18 protein-coding genes are annotated in these 17385 nt (G+C 74.0%); 15 read left to right on the top strand and 3 right to left on the bottom strand.

The window, feature by feature from the left end:
• Positions 1 to 72 precede the first annotated feature (72 nt).
• The 7 genes from AC3CHW_RS33695 to AC3CHW_RS33665 all read left to right on the top strand — a co-directional run bounded on the left by AC3CHW_RS33695 (position 73) and on the right by AC3CHW_RS33665 (position 8970).
• A complete protein-coding gene (locus AC3CHW_RS33695; RefSeq protein ID WP_187118196.1) occupies positions 73 to 636 on the top strand; it encodes a GNAT family N-acetyltransferase in 564 nt (187 codons plus the stop codon).
• 67 nt (positions 637 to 703) lie between these two features.
• Positions 704 to 1681, top strand: a complete 978-nt coding sequence (locus tag AC3CHW_RS33690) for an SDR family NAD(P)-dependent oxidoreductase (RefSeq protein ID WP_488469027.1) — start codon at positions 704 to 706, stop codon at positions 1679 to 1681.
• A 186-nt stretch (positions 1682 to 1867) separates the two neighbouring features.
• Positions 1868 to 4024 (top strand): SpoIIE family protein phosphatase, encoded by a 2157-nt coding sequence (locus AC3CHW_RS33685; RefSeq protein WP_488469026.1) that lies wholly within the window; start codon positions 1868 to 1870, stop codon positions 4022 to 4024.
• A 192-nt stretch (positions 4025 to 4216) separates the two neighbouring features.
• Complete coding sequence (locus AC3CHW_RS33680) at positions 4217 to 4771, top strand: GNAT family N-acetyltransferase (protein WP_488469025.1); 555 nt, start codon at positions 4217 to 4219, stop codon at positions 4769 to 4771.
• A 393-nt stretch (positions 4772 to 5164) separates the two neighbouring features.
• On the top strand, positions 5165 to 5377 hold the full coding sequence (locus tag AC3CHW_RS33675) for a hypothetical protein (protein WP_488469024.1): 213 nt from the start codon (positions 5165 to 5167) through the stop codon (positions 5375 to 5377).
• 24 nt (positions 5378 to 5401) lie between these two features.
• Complete coding sequence (locus tag AC3CHW_RS33670) at positions 5402 to 6121, top strand: SMI1/KNR4 family protein (RefSeq protein ID WP_488469023.1); 720 nt, start codon at positions 5402 to 5404, stop codon at positions 6119 to 6121.
• Positions 6122 to 6942: 821 nt separating this feature from the next.
• Entirely contained in the window at positions 6943 to 8970 is a 2028-nt protein-coding gene (locus tag AC3CHW_RS33665; RefSeq protein ID WP_488469022.1) for an ATP-binding protein, read from the top strand.
• A 117-nt stretch (positions 8971 to 9087) separates the two neighbouring features.
• Here the strand turns inward: AC3CHW_RS33665 and AC3CHW_RS33660 are convergent, their stop codons facing one another.
• The gene (locus AC3CHW_RS33660) at positions 9088 to 10272 is read right to left on the bottom strand and encodes a zinc-dependent alcohol dehydrogenase (RefSeq protein WP_488469021.1); all 1185 of its coding nucleotides are present in this window, start codon (positions 10270 to 10272) and stop codon (positions 9088 to 9090) included.
• Positions 10273 to 10498: 226 nt separating this feature from the next.
• Between AC3CHW_RS33660 and AC3CHW_RS33655 the strand changes: the two genes are divergently transcribed.
• The 7 genes from AC3CHW_RS33655 (at position 10499) to ligD (ending at position 15087) form a co-directional block, all read left to right on the top strand.
• Positions 10499 to 10747 (top strand): hypothetical protein, encoded by a 249-nt coding sequence (locus tag AC3CHW_RS33655; protein ID WP_176160031.1) that lies wholly within the window; start codon positions 10499 to 10501, stop codon positions 10745 to 10747.
• Positions 10748 to 10819: 72 nt separating this feature from the next.
• Positions 10820 to 11035, top strand: a complete 216-nt coding sequence (locus AC3CHW_RS33650) for a hypothetical protein (RefSeq protein WP_488469020.1) — start codon at positions 10820 to 10822, stop codon at positions 11033 to 11035.
• Between the two features lie 93 nt (positions 11036 to 11128).
• Positions 11129 to 12217 (top strand): NAD-dependent epimerase/dehydratase family protein, encoded by a 1089-nt coding sequence (locus AC3CHW_RS33645; protein ID WP_398609453.1) that lies wholly within the window; start codon positions 11129 to 11131, stop codon positions 12215 to 12217.
• 227 nt (positions 12218 to 12444) lie between these two features.
• Positions 12445 to 12864 carry a CBS domain-containing protein gene (locus tag AC3CHW_RS33640; RefSeq protein ID WP_398609454.1) on the top strand — a complete coding sequence of 140 codons (420 nt, stop codon included), beginning with the start codon at positions 12445 to 12447 and terminating at the stop codon, positions 12862 to 12864.
• Between the two features lie 333 nt (positions 12865 to 13197).
• Positions 13198 to 13428 carry a DUF5133 domain-containing protein gene (locus AC3CHW_RS33635; RefSeq protein WP_187062531.1) on the top strand — a complete coding sequence of 77 codons (231 nt, stop codon included), beginning with the start codon at positions 13198 to 13200 and terminating at the stop codon, positions 13426 to 13428.
• Between the two features lie 13 nt (positions 13429 to 13441).
• A complete protein-coding gene (locus tag AC3CHW_RS33630) occupies positions 13442 to 14074 on the top strand; it encodes a DNA polymerase ligase N-terminal domain-containing protein (protein WP_398609455.1) in 633 nt (210 codons plus the stop codon).
• On the top strand, positions 14071 to 15087 hold the full coding sequence (gene ligD / locus AC3CHW_RS33625; RefSeq protein ID WP_488469019.1) for a non-homologous end-joining DNA ligase: 1017 nt from the start codon (positions 14071 to 14073) through the stop codon (positions 15085 to 15087). Before AC3CHW_RS33630 ends, ligD begins: the two co-directional genes overlap by 4 nt.
• Here the strand turns inward: ligD and AC3CHW_RS33620 are convergent.
• Together AC3CHW_RS33620 and AC3CHW_RS33615 are read right to left on the bottom strand one after the other, a co-directional pair.
• Positions 14981 to 15226, bottom strand: coding sequence for a hypothetical protein (locus AC3CHW_RS33620; RefSeq protein ID WP_488469018.1), 246 nt, complete (start codon positions 15224 to 15226; stop codon positions 14981 to 14983). The genes ligD and AC3CHW_RS33620 overlap by 107 nt on opposite strands.
• An 8-nt stretch (positions 15227 to 15234) precedes the next feature.
• Positions 15235 to 15477, bottom strand: coding sequence for a methyltransferase (locus tag AC3CHW_RS33615; protein WP_488469017.1), 243 nt, complete (start codon positions 15475 to 15477; stop codon positions 15235 to 15237).
• A gap of 575 nt (positions 15478 to 16052) precedes the next feature.
• On the opposite strand from AC3CHW_RS33615, the gene AC3CHW_RS33610 reads away from it, so the two are divergent.
• On the top strand, positions 16053 to 17327 hold the full coding sequence (locus tag AC3CHW_RS33610) for a S8 family peptidase (RefSeq protein ID WP_488469016.1): 1275 nt from the start codon (positions 16053 to 16055) through the stop codon (positions 17325 to 17327).
• Positions 17328 to 17385: the final 58 nt, after the last annotated feature.

Raw genomic sequence — 17385 nt, 5'->3', positions numbered from 1 at the left:
GCCCGGGGCGGCGCGGCGACCCGCCCCCACGCTGTTGATAATGGTTTTCATAACGGGTGTAGGCTGTGTGCCATGCACCGTGACACCACCCCCCACCGCGTGGGCCCCTACGAGCTGCGCGCGGCCCGGTCCGAGGACGCGGAAGGCGCCCGACGGGTCATGCTGGACACCTTCTACCGCGAGTTCGGCTACGGCTACGTGCCCGCCTGGCACGCGGACGTCGTCGACATCGAGGGCACCTACCTGGCCGACCCGCGCCACCTGCTCCTGGTCGCCACCCTCGACGGCGCGGTGGTGGGAACCACCGGGGTGCTCTCCCGTGGCCCGGCACACCCGCCCCACCCACGCTGGCTCGCCGAGCGCTACCCCACCGGCTCCACCGCCCAACTCGTGCGCGTGTACGTGGCCGCGGAGCACCGCCGGCACGGGCTGGCCCGGGCCATGGTCCGCCGGGCGTGCGCCTTCGCCGCCGCGACCACGGGGTACGACTGCGTCTACCTGCACACCAACGTCAACGTGCCCGGCGCGCAGGGCTTCTGGGACAGCGTCGCCAAGGAGGTCTTCGACGCCAGGACCACCGGCGAGCACGGCCCGGGGTGCGGCACGGTGCACTACGAGATCCCGCTGCACGCGTAGGCGCCCGGCACACCCACCGGGCCCGTCGCTTGCCTTGGAGCGCACTCACACGCATAGCGTGCGGTCCATGACGACAACACCCCAGCGCGGCATCGGATCGGGTTTCCACGCCCGCAGCACCACCGACGACGTCCTGCGCGGCATCGACCTCACCGGCACCCTCGCCATCGTCACCGGCGGCTACTCGGGCCTCGGCCGCGAGACGACGCGCGCCCTGACCGGCGCCGGCGCGCGGGTGATCGTGCCCGCCCGGCGGCGCGCCGTCGCCGAGCGGGCCCTCGCCGGCGTCGACGGTGTCGAGGTCGACGAACTGGACCTCGCCGACCTGGCGAGCGTGCGCGCGTTCGCCGAGCGCGTGCTGGCGTCGGGGCGGCCCGTCGACGTCCTCGTCAACAACGCCGCGGTCATGGCCTGCCCGGAGACGCGGGTCGGCCCGGGCTGGGAGGCCCAGTTCGCCACCAACCACCTGGGCCACTTCGCGCTCGTGAACCACCTGTGGCCGGCGCTCGCCGCAGGTGGCGGTGGGCGCGTGGTGTCGGTGTCGTCCGCGGGCCACCACCTGTCGGACATCCGCTGGGACGACCCACACTTCTCCCACCGCTACGACCGGTGGCTGGCGTACGGACAGGCGAAGACGGCCAACGTCCTGCTGGCCGTCCACCTCGACGCGCGCGGTCGCGACGCGGGCGTGCGGGCCTTCGCGCTGCACCCCGGCGCCATCCTCACCCCGCTCCAGCGCCACATGACGCGGCAGGAGATGCTCGACCGGGGGTGGATCGACGAGGCGGGCACCCCGGCCGAGAGCTTCAAGACGCCCGAGCAGGGTGCGGCGACCCAGGTATGGGCGGCCACCTCCCCGCTCCTGGCGGGCCTGGGCGGCGTCTACTGCGAGGACTGCGACATCGCCGAGGTGTGCGACGACGGCGCGGCGCCGATGAGTGGCGGGGTGCGCGGCTATGCCGTGGACCCGCGGCAGGCGGCGCGACTGTGGGCGCTGTCGGCCGAGCTGACGGGCGTGGACGCGTTCGCGACCAGCACCTCCTGACCCACCCTCGGGCTTTCGGCACCGCGCCGGGCGGCCGGCGCCGGGGGCGCGCCGCGACCCCGCCCGACCGCGCCACGGGGCGACCGGTGCGGCGCCTGGCTCGCGGCGCGCCCGGGCGCGCGCCACGCGGCGGCGCGGCGCGCACCCTCCGTGACGGCCGTGGCGATCATGGCGCATCATACGAATATGTCGCCTTCGCGCCGGAACGAGGAGAAGATCGCATCCAGTGGGCTGCCGCTGGACGTCTTTGACACGGCGCCGGTCGGGGTGGGGGTCTACCGCGGCGACCGGCTGGTCCTGGCGTACACGAACCACGCGTACCACGAGATCTTCGGCGACCGACCGCTGGGCATGCCCCTGCGCGAACTCTTCGCCGACCTGCGGGAGCAGGCGGACCTGGACCTGTTGGAGGCCGCCTTCCACACCGGCCGGACCGCGCGGGCGTCCGCCATCCCCTTCACCGTGGGCGGCGCGAGCGACGCGGCGCGGGGGGATGCCGCGCGGGCCACCCAGCGGTACCTCTCGTTCAGCGCCTCCCGGATCGAGCTGGCCGACCACGAGCCCGGCCTGCTGCTGGTCGTGGTGGAGGAGACCGAACAGGTGACGGCGGCGGAGCAGACCCGGGTGCTGGCCGAGGAGCGGCGCCGGGCCCTCCTGCGCTACGAGTCGCTGACCACGGCGCTCACCCAGCAGGTGTGGGTGAGCGACAGCGAGGGACAGGTCATCGAGCACAGCCCGGCCTGGGAACGCACCACCGGCCAACCCCCGGAGGCCATCCGTGGCAGCGGCTGGCTCGACAGCGCCCACCCCGAGGACCGTGACGAACTGGCCCGCTCGTGGCGCCGCGCCGTCGCCGAGGTGCCGGAGGTGTTCCAGTACGCGTTCCGGCTGCGCCAGGCGGACGGCGGCTACCGACACTGTGAGCTGCACGCGGTGCCGGTGCGCGAGGGCGGGCGGGTGAGCGAGTGGGTGAGCGCCTGCACCGACGTCGAGGAACGCTGGCTCGCCGAGCGGCGCAGCTCGCTCATCCGGCGCGCCTCGCGCGCCGTGACGGAGTCACCCACCGCCCGCGAGGCGTTCACCGTGCTCGGCTCGGTCCTGGTCCCCGCGCTCGCCGACGAGTGCGGCATCTACCTGCTCAGCGAGTTCTCCGGCCCCGAGAGCAAGCCCGACGCCGGCCCGCTGGCGGTAGAACGGGGCGCGGCCGTCGCGCGCCCCGGCCTGCCGCCGGGGCCGCCGCTGCGCAGCGAGGAGGTCATCAGCGCGCGGCACGCGATGGCGCGGGTGGTGTGCGAGCGGCAACCGCGGCACGCCACGTTCCCGCCCGGCGCCGTGCCGCCCGACTTCGCCGCGCCGGGCACCGTGGCCTGGTTGAACCGCATCGGCGCGCACAGCGGCGCGCTGCTGCCGGTACTGGTCGACGGCGAGGTGGTGGCCGTGGTCGCGGCCTACGTCTGTGGCGACCGGGACCCGCTCTCGCCGGCCGACCGCGACCTGATGCGGGAGCTGATCGAGCGGGCGCACGCGCCACTGAGCCGGGCCCTGCAACTCCAACGCACCCAACAGGTCGCCCGGGCCCTGCAACACAGCCTGCTCACCCCGCCGCCGGAGCTGCCCGACCTGGCCATCACCGCCCGCTATCTGGCCAGCCCCACGGCGGACGAGGTGGGTGGCGACTGGTACGACTCGTTCGTGCTGCGGGACGGCGCCACCGTGCTCATCATCGGCGACGTGGCGGGCCACGACCTGGACGCCGCCGTCACGATGAGCCGCACCCGCAACATGCTGCGCGCGCTGGCCGTTGACCGGGAGGAGCCACCGGGCGACATCCTGCGCCGACTGGACGTCAACACGCTGGTCCTCAGCCCGCAGGAGTCCACCACCACCTGCGTCCTGGCACGCGTCGAGGGCCCACCGGGTGGGCCGTGGCAGTTGAACTACTCCGTCGCGGGCCACCCTCCGCCCCTGTTGGTCACCCGGGAGGGCACGGCGTGCTTCCTGGACGACGCGCAGGACGTGCTGCTCGGCGGCCTGTTCCCGGACGAGCCGCGCAAGAGCAGCGTGCGGCCCCTGCCTCTCGGCTGCACCCTGCTGCTCTACACCGACGGCCTGGTCGAGCGGCCGGACGAGGATCTCGACCAGGGGTTGGAGCGGCTGCGCCGGCACGCGGCCACCCTCGCCGACGAGCCCCTCGACGTCTTCTGTGACGTGCTGCTGGCCCACCCCGCGCAGACCGGCCGCGACGACATCGCCATGCTCGCGCTACGGCTCCCGGGTGCGACCGAGCCCGACGTACGCCACGGCGAGCACCCTGACCAGCACCGCGGCGCGGCGCCCGCCTGAGCGCTTGCTAGGCTCCGCCACGTACTCGACAGTCGACGGCAGCCACCCCGTGCGCGCCGCCCGCGACGAACGGACCGCGACGACCAGGGGGTTGATGAATATGGCTCGGCCAACAGCCTCATCAGCATGCCCAGATCCGGGTCGCCGCGGCAGGTGAGCGACCCGGTCGACATCACTGACCAGGAGCCTCACATGTCTTCCAGTTCCGCTCGTTCCGCGCATCCTTCCGGTCCGTCCGCTGAAACGCCGGCGACCGGGTCCGACCTGTACACGGACCGCCTCGTCCTGCGGCAGTGGCCCGCCGACGACCTCACCGCGGTCGTCGACGGGGCGCGCCGCGCGCACTGGGCCGAGGACTTCCCCGCCGAGGGGGACCGTGTCATCGCCGGTTACGTCACCACCCACCCCGACAGCCGGGGCCGCTACGGCCAACGCCAGATCGTCGAGCGTGAGACCGGCCTGGTGGTTGGCGCCATCGGCTTGTTCTGGCCGCCCTCGGAGGGAAGCCTCGAATTCGGCTACGGCGTCGTCGCCTCCCGTCGCAACCGGGGTTACGCCGCCGAGGCGGCCCGGGCCCTGGTGGCGTTCGCCCTGACGGCGCCGGGGGTGCGCACGGTGCACGCCACTGTGGAGCTGTCCAACCCCGCCTCGGTGCGGGTCCTGGAGAAGGCGGGACTGCGACGCCTCGGCCAGGACGCGACGACCGTCAGCTTCGGCGTCACGGCCGCCGACGCCACCCCTAGCTGACCTGAGGTGACCCGGTGCCGGCCTGGCCGCACGGCCGGCACCGGGCCACCGCCCTTCGACGGTCAAAGCGGTCAGTGCTGCCAGGTCGTGTTGGGTGAACGCGCGAACGAGCATGGGAGTGCGCCGTTCGGGCTGAGGTCCGGATACCGGCCACACAACGGCGTCGACCGGCCCGCCCCGAGTGCGGGAACAGCGGGCGAAGCCGGATCTCAGCGGCGGGTACGCCAGGCGGCGAAGCACTCCATGTCCGCGACCCCAACGCCCGGAGCGCGGGGTGAACACGGCACGGGGCGCGGCGGGTTGGCCGGCCGGGCCGCCCCGACCGGTGGTGCGGGCGCGTCCTACTGTGTGAGCCCGCCGCCCCGCTTCCGACCGGCAAGGAGCACCAGGCCCATGAACGTCAGCGTCGAGGTTCCCCCGCACATCCACGACACGGCCACCCATCTCGGGGCTGGCGTCCCCTACGCCCTGCGGGTCCTGGCCGGACAGTTGGCCGAGACGCCGGACATGGGTCAGCCTTCGAGCCTGCCCGGCATCCTCACCGTGACGGTCGACGGTGACCTGTTCGAGGACTGCCCCGCCCTGTCCGTCGGCTACCTGCGCTAGCCGGACCGCGTCCAGATCCGCTCCGTGGACCCGATACCACCCTCCGCGTCCACCGCGCCCACCCAGGACGCGGACCAACCCCAGGAGCGGGCCCGGGCGACCAACCCCGCCGACGACGCGCTCGTGGCGCGCCAGATCGCCGACGCATGGAACCGCGTCACCCACTGGCTCCAGCACAACGCCCCACGGTCCCTGGAGGCACTGCGCGCCGGCGCCTCCCCCGCCGCCATCGCCACCCTCGAAGCCGACCTGGGGCTCCAACTCCCCGTCGAGCTGCGCACCCTGTGGGCGCTGACGGCGGGTGACGACGGAGTCGACGGCGCCGGGTGCCTGCCCGGCGACCAGGCCCTGATGCCCCTGGAGGAGGTGGCTGACTTCCACCGGTCCCGGCTGGACGCCCAGGCGTGGGAGGACACCCTCAACGCCCGACGCCCCGCCGAGGACCGGTTCGTCGGTTGGCGATCAACCTGGGTCCCCGTCGTCTCCCACGGCGCGACGGACCGCACCTCGGGCCTGTACCTGGACACCACCACGGGCTACCTGGGCCGCTGGTCCCGCTACCGCGAGGGCCCCGACGAGGAGCTCGACACCCTGGTCACCTACCTGGAAGACGCCGCCGACATGCTCGAAGCCCCGGCCCTGGCCGTGCGGGACACACCCGGCTTGATCGACGGGGCGCTGGTGTGGGGTAGCAGGCTCGGCTCGGAACGACAGGAGGGCCGATGGCGCCCCCTCACCGGCTGACCGGCTGACCGGCTGACCGGCTGACCACGCGAGGCTTTCCGGTGCGACCGCGCGCCACGCGCCCGCTTCTCCTGACCACCACTCCCACTCCCGCACGGGCACGCGCGGGCGCACGGCGGTAGGGAGCGTACGGATGCGCGGCTCGTACGGGCGGCGCGCAGGCGCGAATCGGGCGTGTGGCCCGCGCGTGCGCCGCCCCTACGCTCCCGTACGCCGGCGGCGTTCTCATCGCGCCTGCCGGCGCCCCGTACCGCGCATCGGGGCGCGCGCCGAAGCGGCTCGGGCGGGGCGTTCACTCGCCGCCCGGAGGAGTTTCCCGGCGTCCCGGCCGAGGGGCCCGGCCCGTCCCTGCCGCTCGTACGTCGGGTGGCCGGGGCGGCGCGTGGCCGCGGGTTGGAACGCGCCGCGCGGGGCGGGAGATCGGTCCCGCTCGGGGGTTCCGCTTGCGGGTCGGAGCCGCTCGGCGCGGGCCGGGCTGCGGCTCGTTCCTCACGGTCAGGCGGGATATGGCGGCCCCGCGCGGCGTTCCGGTTCGGTGCCGGCGCGGGTGTGCTCGGCTTTCCGAGCGCGCGTCGGCGCGGGGGCCGTGGCGCGGCCGTGGTCCGGTGTGCGCATTCGACTTGGTGTCCGAATCGCCACCCGCCCAGGAGGGCGAGTGTGCGGCAAACGGGTCGTTCTTCGGCTCTCCCGGAGGGGCTGCTGGCCGGCCCCGCGCCACGGGGCACACCGCCTGCCGCGCACGCCACCGGGTGTGCGCCGTGCTCCGTCAGGAGCGTTGGCGCGGTTGCCGTCCGGGGCACGGCTTGGGTCAGAATGTGCGCGTGGTGGGGCACATTCCCGAAGAGACGTCCAGCTTCGTAGGACGCAAGGCCGAATCGGCCCGGCTGGCGGCGGCGCTCGGCAGCGAGCGGTTGGTGACGCTGACCGGCGCCGGCGGCGTGGGCAAGACGAGACTGGCGCTGCGCGCTGCCGCGCACGCCGCGCCGCGCTACCCCGACGGGGTGTGGTGGGCCGACCTGTCGCCGCTGGACGGCGACCGGCTCCTGCTCGCCACGGTCTCCGACGCGGTGGACCTGTTGGACCACATGCCCGGCATACCGGTGGAGGACCTGTGCGAGTGGTTGGGTGACAAGCGGCTCTTGCTGGTGCTCGACTCGTGTGAGCACCTGGTCGAGCCGTGTCGGCACCTGGTGGGCGACCTGTTGATGACCGCCCCCGGGCTGACCCTGCTCATCACCAGCAGACAGCCGCTGGAGCTGCCGCGCGAACGGGTCATCGCCGTCCCCCCGTTGGCTCCGGACGGCCCGGACGCGTTGGCGTTGTTCACGCAACGGGCCAAGGTGGCGGCGCCCGGGTGCTCGTTCGAGGCGGTGGAGGAGCGCGCGGCGGCCCGGGCCCTGTGCCAACGCCTGGAGGGCATCCCACTGTCACTGGAGCTGGCCGCCGCGCAGGTGACCCGGCGTTCGGCGGCCGACCTCCACGATCGGCTGGTCTCCCGGTTGGACGTGTTGGAACACAGCGAGCGCGTGTGGCCGCAGCGGCACCAGACGCTGCGGACCGCCATCGGCTGGAGCCACGGGCTGTGCACGCCGGCGGAGCGGCTGCTGTGGGCGCGGCTGTCCGTCTTCCGTGACCGATTCGACGCGGCGTGGGTGCACGCGGTGTGCGCGGACGCCCAACTGCCGGCCGACGCGGTGCGGGGCGCGCTCGGCGGGCTGCTCGTCAAGTCGGTGCTGAGCCGGGACGGCGACGGCTACCGGATGCTGGACACGCTGCGCGAGTACGGTGCCGAGTGGCTACGGGCGGCCGGTGAGGACACCGTACTGGCCGACCGGCACGCCGAGCACTTTCTCGGGCTCGCGCGCCAGGCGGAGGCCGGGTGGCTGAGCATCGACCAGGTGAGCTGGTACGGCCGGATCTCGCACGCCCACACCGAGTTGTGCGCCGCCCTGGACCACCTGCTGGTCACCCGGCCGATCCGGGCGCTCGAACTGGCGGGTCTCGTGGGCTACTTCTGGAGCTGCTGCGGGCGTCTGCGCCAGGCGCGCGACTACCTGGAGCGCGCCCTGGCGCTGTGCCAGACGCCGAGCCAGGAGCGCACCCGGGGGCTGTGGGCGCTGGGCGTGACGCTCACGCTCCAGGGCGAGTACACCGCCGCCCGCGACATCAGCGACCGGTGCGCGATCGCCGCCCGGGACAGCCGCGACGACGAGGCGCGGTTGGCGGCCGCCTACCTCGCGGGGCTCAGCTCGCTGCTGCGCGGCGAACCGCTCACCGCGCGGGTGCTGACCGGTCACGCGCTGGCCAGCATCCCGGGCCAGCCCTTCGACTCGGCCTCCCGGCTCCGCTGTCACCTGGCGCACGTCTTCGCGCTCACCGCGGTCGGCAGGTTGCCCGAGGCCAGGACGGAGGCGCTGCGGCTGCGCGCGGGCTGCGCGGAGATCGGCGAGTACTGGACGCGGGCGTACGTGGAGCACCAGCTCGCCCTGATAGCCCTGCTGTCCAACCGCCCCCGGGAGGCGGCGGAGCACGCGCGGGCGATGCTGTCGGGCAAGGAGCAGATGGGCGACAGCTTCGGCATCGCGCTGGGACTCGACCTGCTGGCCGCCGCGATCGCGGCGCAGGGCGACGGTGAGCAGGCCGCGTTGGTGTACGGGGTGGGCCAGGCGTACTGGCGCACCGTGGGCGATGCCGAGCAGGGCACGCTGGAGGTGCGGGCGGTGCGCGCGGAGTTCGAGCGCGCGGCGCGGGCCGCCGCCGGGGACGTGGCGTACGAGGCCGCCTTCGAGCGGGGTGCCAGCGCGGACCCGCAGGCCGCCCTGGCCATCACCCTCGCGCCGGAGCGCTGACGCGGAGGCGGTGGCGCTGGGACGGGGCCGCTGGGCCGGGGGCGCGATGTCACCGCGGGGGCCAGCCCGTACCCCCGCGCGGGCCGCGCGGGGGTACGGGTCGGTGGTGCCGCGTGTTCAGATGGTCAGCAGCGTCTTGATCATGCCGTCTTCCTTGGCCTGGAACGTGCGGTAGGCGTCCGGTGCCTGCTCCAGCGGCAGCCGGTGGGTGGCGAAGTCGTCCACGCCGAGCACGTCGGTCTCGTCGAGCAGCGGCAGGATGTCCGGGACCCAGCGCCTGACGTTGGCCTGCCCCATGCGGAGCTGGATCTGCTTGTCGAAGAGGGTCATCATCGGTACCGGGTCCATGGCCCCGCCGTAGACGCCGCTGAGGGAGATCGTGCCGCCGCGGCGTACGACGTCGACGGCCAGGTTGAAGGCCGCCATGCTGTCCATGCCGGCGCGGCCCATGACCCGTTGGCCGATCTTGCTGGGCAGCCTCCCCACGAGTTGCTGGGCGGCCTTGATCGGGGCGGTTCCGTGCGCCTCCATGCCCACCGCGTCGATGACCGCGTCCGTGCCCCGCCCATCCGTCAGTCGGCGCACTTCGTCCCCCAGGTCCTTGCCGTACGCGTTCAGGTCGAGGGTGTGCACGCCGCGCGCGCGGGCCCTGGCCAGGCGTTCGGGGACCAGGTCGACGCCGATCACCTGGCTCGCGCCCCGGTGCAGCGCGATGCGGGAGGCCATGTCACCGATCGGGCCGAGGCCCAGCACGGTGACGCTGCCGCCCGGGGGGATGTCGGCGTACTCCACCGCCTGCCACGCGGTGGGCAGGACGTCGGAGAGGTAGACGAACCGGTCGTCCGACGGGCCGTGCGGCACCTTGACGGGCAGCGTGTTGCCGAACGGCACGCGCAGCAACTCCGCCTGGCCGCCCGGCACCTGCCCGTACAACTTGGTGTAGCCGAACAGCGACGCCCCCATGCCGCGCTCGCGCACCTGGGTGGTCTCGCACTGCGAGTGCAGGCCCTGGCCGCACATCCAGCAGGTGCCGCACGAGACGTTGAACGGGATGACCACCCGGTCGCCCGGCGCCACCGCGGTGACCTCGGAGCCCACTTCCTCGACGATGCCCATGGGCTCGTGGCCGAGGATGTCGCCGGGCTCCAGGTAGGGGCCGAGGACCTCGTAGAGGTGGAGGTCGGACCCGCAGATGCCGCTCGAGGTGACGCGGACGATGATGTCGGTCGGCTCGGTGATGTGCGGGTCGGGGACGGTGTCCACCCGCACATCGCGCTTACCGTGCCAGGTCAGGGCCCTCATGATCACTCCAAAGCGGTGGGCGTGGCGAACTACGGGGCGGCACTGCTGCCTAGGTCACGCCGGGTAACCCGGGTGGCCGGCCGGCAAACCTCGGTGCGCCCCGACGTGGACTCGTGGCCTGCCCGCTCGCCCGCTGGGCGGCCGGCGAGCGGTGGGTGTTCGGCGTACGCGCGGTTGGGGGGCGTACGCGAAGAGTCGGGCCGGGATCATGGGGTACCCGGGTCCCATGTGCCCCACAGAGCAGCCCCAAGCAGAGCAGCGGCAGACGGAGCCGGAGGAGACCGGCGCGGCCACCCGGCCGGAGCAGGTAGAGCCCAAGGAAGCGGACGAGACGCAACTGACGCCCGACCTGCCGCCCAGGGTCGAGGTGCCGGAGGCGAACACCGACGCCTCGGGACGGCCGCCACGCTCCGAGGACGACCGGGTCGGCGAGCGCCCGGAGGACGAGCCCGACGTGCCCGAGCACCCGGGATGATCTCGGGCGGCCAGCGGCGTACGACCGGACACGGGGGGCGCGCCCGGCGCGCCCCGGGAGGAGGGATCAACGGTGCGTAAGAGTGAACGAACCGAGTCGGCGGCGCAGGAAGTGGCGCACGCGGTCGAGGACGCGGAGACGGACGTGACGGACGAGCGGAACGCCCGGCGCGACAGCACGGCCGGGGACACCCTGACACCCAGCCCGCACGCCCAGCGGCAGGCCAGCGACCCGGCGGGCCCGGAACACCACTCCGAGGACGGCGACGCGGCGAACTCCGCCGACTGACAGCCGACTGACACGGCCCGAACAACACGTTTATCGCGCGCCGCGCGGGCAACCCGGGGCGTCCCGCCCGTGGACCCCGGAAGGAACCGCGCCATGGCCAAGCCCAACCCACCCGACGAGCGTCCCCTGGACGTCGTGGTCGTCGGGGCCACCGGCAACATCGGCACCGGCCTGATCCGCGCGCTGGGCGACGACCCACGGATCGGCTCGATCCTGGGCCTGGCGCGCCGGGTCCCCGACTGGACGCCGCCGAAGACGCGTTGGCTCAGCTACGACGTCGGCGCGGGGCGGCCCGACGAGTTGGCCGAGCACTTTCGGGGCGCCGCCGCGGTGGTGCACCTGGCCTGGCTGTTCCAGCCGACCCATGACCCGGTGACCACCTGGCGCACCAACGTGCTCGGCAGCCTGCGCGTCTTCGAGGCCGCGGCCACCGCTCAAGTCCCCGCCCTGGTCTACTCCTCGTCGGTCGGCGCCTACTCGCCCGGCCCCAAGGACCGGGCCGTGTCCGAGGAGTGGCCCACACACGGCTGGCCGGAGGCGGCCTACCCACGGGAGAAGGCGTACGTGGAGCGGGCGCTGGACTCCTTCGAGCGGGACCACCCCGACCTGCGGGTGGTGCGGATGCGGCCGGGGTTCGTCTTCCAGCGGTCGGCCGCGCCCGAACAACGCAGGTTGTTCGGGGGCCCCTTCGTGCCGGGGAGGTTGGTGCGCCCCGGCGTCGTGCCCGTGGTGCCGAACATGCCCGGGCTGCGCTTCCAGGTGCTGCACACCGATGACGCGGCGGCGGCGTTCGCGCAGGCGGTGCTGCGTCCAGTGCGCGGCGCGTTCAACATCGCTGCGGACCCGGTGGTCGACGCCCACCTGTTGGGGAAGGTGCTGGGCGCCCGCGTGGTGCGGGTGCCCGCCGCGGCGGCGACGGCCGCCGTGTCCGCGCTGTGGCGGCTGCACCTCGTGCCGGCCACGCCGGGCCTGCTCCGTACGGTGCTGCGGGTACCCGTCATGGACACCGGCCGGGCCGCGGCCGAACTCGACTGGGTCCCCCGGTACAGCTCCACGCAGGCGTTGGGAGAGTTGCTGCGTGGACTCCGGGACCCCGTCGGCGCCCCGACCCCGCCGCTCGCGGGCAGCGTCGCGGGCGGCAGGTTCGGGGAGTTGGCGACGGGCGTGGGCGAGCGGCCGTAGGGCTGGGCGATGGCTGGTGAGCGCGGGACGGCGCCGGTGGGGGCTCGATCGAGAACTGGCCGTCCCGGGTCGGGCGTCGCGGCGGGAGGACACCTGGGACCCGACGCGTGCCGTGGCACCCGGGCGGCTCACTCGTTGGAGAATCGCTGTTTGTTCCCCATCCGGTCGGGCACCCGGACGACGTTCCTGATCCCGACGCGCTCGACAGAGCGAGATGGTGGTGAACTGTGGCTACGGCTCGCGACATCATGACCCCCGACGCGACGTGTGTGGGCGCCGACGAGAGCGTCCTGGCGGGTGCCCAGAAGCTGACCACGCTGGGCGTGGGGGCACTGCCCATCTGTGGTACGGACAACAAACTTAAGGGCATGCTCACGGACCGCGACATCGTGGTCAAGGTACTGGGTGCGGGCAAGGACCCGGAGAGCACGAAGGCGGGCGATCTGGCCCAGGGTGAGGCGGTGACCATCGGCGCCGACGACAGCGTCGAGGAGGTGCTCGCCACGATGAAGAACCACAAGGTGCGTCGGCTGCCGGTCATCGACGGGCACGACCTGGTGGGCATCGTCGCGCTGGCCGACGCGGCGAGGGCACTGCCCGACTCCAAGGCCGGCGAACTGATCGACGCGCTCTCCAGCGACCGCTGAGGCCATCGAGGCGAGGGCGGGCGTCCGCGAGTGGTGGGCGCGGGCGCCGGCCCCCGCCGTTCCCGCTCGGGCGCGGGGTGGCACCCCGCGCCCGAGCCCTCCCCACTCCCCCGGCCTCTCACACCCACCACCCCCGGGCCGCGCACCGCGCGACCCGGACATCCGACCCCCCGCTGCCGACCCCTTCGTCCTGACGACCCCAGCGCGTCCCGCCCCCCGGGCCGGGACGCGCTCGCCGTGCGGGGCGGCCCGCCCACCGGCACCATGGGCAGGAGTCGCCGCCGGGGATGCCCCGACCCGCGGGCGGCGCGTACGGCGACAAGGAGATCCACGATGCTGATGGCTCACCCCTCGGTGCTGCGCGAGCTCATCGACCGGTACGAGGCGCTGCGCGCGCGGTGCGCCGCCGCCCACGACGGGCACGAGCGCCGTCGCATGGAGGACGTGGTCTACACGCTGTGCGTGACGACCGGGACGCGCGAGATAGAGGCGGCCCTGAGCGCGGCGCGTCGGCAACTGGCCTGGGCCACGGCCGAGGGGAACGGGCCCGCGCTGTCCGCGTGAGGCCCGGGACGCCATGAGCCGCGGCCACCCGCTGGAGACCTACCGGCGCAAGCGCCACTTCGACCGGACCACCGAGCCGCGCGGCGACGCGGGCCCCTCCGGGACCACCGCCCCGTGCTTCGTCGTCCAAATCCACGACGCGAGCACCCTGCACTTCGACTTCCGCCTGGAGGTGGACGGCGTGCTCAAGTCCTGGTCCGTGCCGAAGGGCCCGTCCACCAACCCGGAGGACAAGCGGCTCGCCATGCCCACGGAGGACCATCCGCTGGAGTACCGCGACTTCGAGGGCGTCATCGCGGAGGGCGAGTACGGAGCGGGCACCGTGATCGTCTGGGACGAGGGCACCTACCGCCCGCTCACCCACGACAAGCGGAACCGACCGGTGCCGTTCGCCGACGCGCTGGCGGCCGGACACGTCTCGTTCCACCTCGACGGGGGCAAGCTGCGCGGCGGCTTCGCGCTCACCCGCTTCCGCGGTGGCGACGGTGAGCGGGAGTCCTGGCTGCTGGTCAAGGAGGGCCGGGCGGGCTCCGCCCGGCAGCGCGGAACGCCGGACCCGGCCCGCGCCCGCTCGGCGCGCACCGGGCGCACCCTTCGCCAGGTGGCGGCCGAGGAGCGGCCGGCGGGTGGGGGCGCGCGAAGATGAGCGATCTGCTGGCCGGGCTGCCCGCCGCGCAGCGGGAGTTGTTGTCGGTCGCGCCGCCGGGCCGTGAGCTGGCGGTGCGACCGATGCTCGCCCAGCTCAGCGATCTGCGGACGTTCGGTGACGGGTGGGTCTTCGAGCGCAAGCTCGACGGGGTGCGGGCGCTGGCGGTGCGCGAGTCGGGTGGTGAGGCGCGGCTGTTCTCGCGTAGCGGGCAGGACCTGGGCGGCACCTATCCCGAACTGGTCGAGGCGCTGACGGCGCAACCGTGCGCGGACTTCACCGTAGACGGCGAGGTGGTCGCCCTCTGGCGCGGGCGCACCGACTTCGCCCGGCTCCAGCAGCGCATGGGGCTCACCGATCCGCGCCGGGCCCGGGCCACCGGCGTCGCCGTCACGTACTACCTGTTCGACCTGCTGGCGCTGGAGGGCTTCCGGACCACGCGGTTGCCGTTGCGGGTCCGCAAGTCGCTGCTGCGCCGGGCCCTGACGTTCGGGGAGCCGCTGCGGCTGACCCCGCACCGCAACGAGGGCGGTCAGGACCTGCTGGACCAGGCGTGTGCCTGGGGCTGGGAGGGGCTGATCGCCAAGCGGGCGCAGGGCCGCTACGTACCGCGCAGGTCACCCGACTGGCTGAAGCTGAAGTGCTCGCGCGGGCAGGAGTTCGTCATCGGCGGCTTCACCGAGCCGTCGGGCAGCAGGACCGGGTTCGGCGCCCTGCTGCTCGGCTACCACGCGCACGGCCGTCTGCGGTACGCGGGCAAGGTCGGCACGGGTTACACCGAGGCCGTGCTGCGGAGGCTCAGCGCGCGGCTGGGGGAGCTGGCCAGCGGTACGTCGCCGTTCACCGACGCGGTGCGCGAGCGTCGGGCGCACTGGGTGCGGCCCGAGCTGGTGGCCGAGGTGGCCTTCACCGAGTGGACCCGGGACGGCATGCTGCGCCACCCGCGCTTCCTCGGGCTGCGCGAGGACAAGGACCCGCGCGAGGTGGTCCGCGAGGAGCCCCCGCGCCGGTAGCGGGCGTGGCCACCCGCCCGGCGTGGGCTGGCGCGGTGGTGCTCGGTTCCACGACGAGCACCCGGCCGTGCTCGGGCCGCGCCTCCCGACAGCGCCGGAGGACGCCCGCGCGCCTCTCGTCGCTCCGGTCGTGGATCACGCTCTTGATCAGGTGATCGGATACAGGTCGGCGCCGGCCGGCACGGACGCGAGGAAGTCGCCGACCGTCAGCTCACACCGCCCGGTCAGGTCCGGTTCGGCCAGCCTGTCCGGGGCCTGCGCGAGGCCGTCGGCCCTGTCGTGGACGGTGCCGCGCGGCGTGCGGAACCGGCGCGGGACGCTGGCGAGAAGGGTGCCGTCCCCGCCGCCGACGTCCACGACGTGCTGGAAGCCCCCGAAGTGCCCGAACACCCGGGCGAAGTCGCGCGAGCCTCCGGGGCGTCCGAGCGCGACAGCCGCTCCGCCGTGGTGAGCGCGAACATGTCGGTGTCCTCCTCCTGGGCAAGGCCGACGACGGCGAGGGCCCGCGGCAGTCGGCGCGCGCCCCGCGGGGCGAACCCGCCCTGAGTTTCCGCGTGCCGTTCCTGGCAACTCCCCTGCGCCGCGCCCGCGTTGTGGTCGTACGACGCGGCGCGCGGCCGTCGCGCGCTCCCCCGCGACACCCGCCCGACAGCGCCCGCCGCGCGCCCGCCACCCCGCCACCGAGCCGTCGGCGCATGTCAGGAGCCGGACCATAGCCGGCGACCGCGACACCCCGCCGGCGCGGGGTGCGCCATGCCACGCGCGGTTCGCCCCGGGCGAAGATCGAACAAATTGCCCAACCTTCCTTGTTCTTAGGCCATGAGTTCGACACCATCAGCCCGGTCAGCGCCGCCGCGCCCATCGCGGCGCACTGCCCGCTCCACCCGCCCACCTGTCCCCGACACCGAGCGCCCGACTCCGCGGACGTGCCACCGCGGACCACCACCCTCACAGGAGAAACCCCCATGGCGAGATCAACCCTGGCCGCTTCCCTGGCCCTCGCGCTGGTCGCGACGGGCGGCACCGTCCTCACCTGGTCGGCCAGCGCCGCCGCGAACCCGTCCGAGCCACTGGCGCCGCTCCAGGCAGCGGGGGCCGACGCCGTCGACGGCCGCTACGTCGTCGTCCTCAAGAAGCCGGCCCGAAGCGGCGCCACGGCCTCGGCCCACAGGGCGCTGGCCGGCCCGGTGACCACCGCGCGGGAGGCCGGCGGCACGGTCCGCCGCTCCTACACCGAGACGCTGCACGGCTTCTCCGCCGACCTGTCCGACGCCGCGCTCGACGAGGTGCGACGCGACCCGGCGGTCGCCTACGTGCAGCCCGTACGCGTCCACCGGCAGGAGGCGGCCCCGACCGCGAGCCGCCCCGCGCCCCCGGCCACCCAGCAGCGCGCGCCCTGGCACCTGGACCGCATCGACCAGCGGAAGCTGCCGCTGAACACGAGGTACTCCCCCACCGGCGACGCGTCCGGGGTGCCGGTGTACGTGCTGGACTCGGGCATACGGGCCAGCCACAAGGAGTTCGAGGGGCGGGCGTCGGGCGTCTACTCGGCCATCAAGGACGGCAACGGCACCAAGGACTGCGCCGGCCACGGCACCTTCGTGGCCAGCCACATCGCGGGCAGGACCTACGGGGTGGCGAAGAAGGCCAAGATACGCGCCGTGCGCATCCTGGGCTGCGACAACAGCGCGACCACCGAGGAAATCCTCGACGGCATGAACTGGACGACCAAGAACGCGCCCGCGTCGTCGGTCGTCAACATGAGCATCCAGAGCAGCGACGGCATCGCCGACCGGGCCATGGACGACGCGGCCAAGGCGATGGTCGACAAGGGGTTGCTCGTGGTGTTCATCGCGGGCAACTTCGGCAAGGGTGACTGCCAGAACTCGCCCAAGGACCCTCGCGCCATCACCATGGGCGCCACCAACAAGACGGACGCCCGCAACACCGACGCCAACCCCTCCAGCTACGGCTCCTGCGTGACCGCCTTCGCCCCGGGCGCCGGCGTCTCCGGCGCGGGCGAGGGCAGCGACACCGAGGTGCTCAAGGGCTGGAACGGCACCTCGTTCGCGGCCCCGCTGGCGGCCGGCACCCTCGCCGTCGCCAAGCGCGACAACCCGGACCTGACCATGGCCGAGGCGAAGAAGCTCATCACCTCCACGGCCACGCGGGGCGTGCTCAAGAACATCGGCAAGGGCTCGCCCAACCGGCTGCTGTACGCGGGCCCGGCCGGGCGCTGAGCCCGCCGGCGCCGGCATGGCACGCGAGGGGCGGGCGGGCCCGGGCGCACCGGGCCCG

Source organism: Streptomyces sp. MGP-BFMKR1 (assembly GCF_057766585.1).
This window is presented reverse-complemented; position numbering and strand designations above follow the sequence as displayed.

Coding starts and splice junctions, on each gene's coding strand:
- AC3CHW_RS33695 (WP_187118196.1), top strand. CDS start 73: ATGCACCGTGACACCACCCCCCACCGCGTGGGCCCCTACGAGCTGCGC.
- AC3CHW_RS33690 (WP_488469027.1), top strand. CDS start 704: ATGACGACAACACCCCAGCGCGGCATCGGATCGGGTTTCCACGCCCGC.
- AC3CHW_RS33685 (WP_488469026.1), top strand. CDS start 1,868: ATGTCGCCTTCGCGCCGGAACGAGGAGAAGATCGCATCCAGTGGGCTG.
- AC3CHW_RS33680 (WP_488469025.1), top strand. CDS start 4,217: ATGTCTTCCAGTTCCGCTCGTTCCGCGCATCCTTCCGGTCCGTCCGCT.
- AC3CHW_RS33675 (WP_488469024.1), top strand. CDS start 5,165: ATGAACGTCAGCGTCGAGGTTCCCCCGCACATCCACGACACGGCCACC.
- AC3CHW_RS33660 (WP_488469021.1), bottom strand. CDS start 10,272: ATGAGGGCCCTGACCTGGCACGGTAAGCGCGATGTGCGGGTGGACACC.
- AC3CHW_RS33655 (WP_176160031.1), top strand. CDS start 10,499: ATGTGCCCCACAGAGCAGCCCCAAGCAGAGCAGCGGCAGACGGAGCCG.
- AC3CHW_RS33645 (WP_398609453.1), top strand. CDS start 11,129: ATGGCCAAGCCCAACCCACCCGACGAGCGTCCCCTGGACGTCGTGGTC.
- AC3CHW_RS33635 (WP_187062531.1), top strand. CDS start 13,198: ATGCTGATGGCTCACCCCTCGGTGCTGCGCGAGCTCATCGACCGGTAC.
- AC3CHW_RS33630 (WP_398609455.1), top strand. CDS start 13,442: ATGAGCCGCGGCCACCCGCTGGAGACCTACCGGCGCAAGCGCCACTTC.
- ligD (WP_488469019.1), top strand. CDS start 14,071: ATGAGCGATCTGCTGGCCGGGCTGCCCGCCGCGCAGCGGGAGTTGTTG.
- AC3CHW_RS33610 (WP_488469016.1), top strand. CDS start 16,053: ATGGCGAGATCAACCCTGGCCGCTTCCCTGGCCCTCGCGCTGGTCGCG.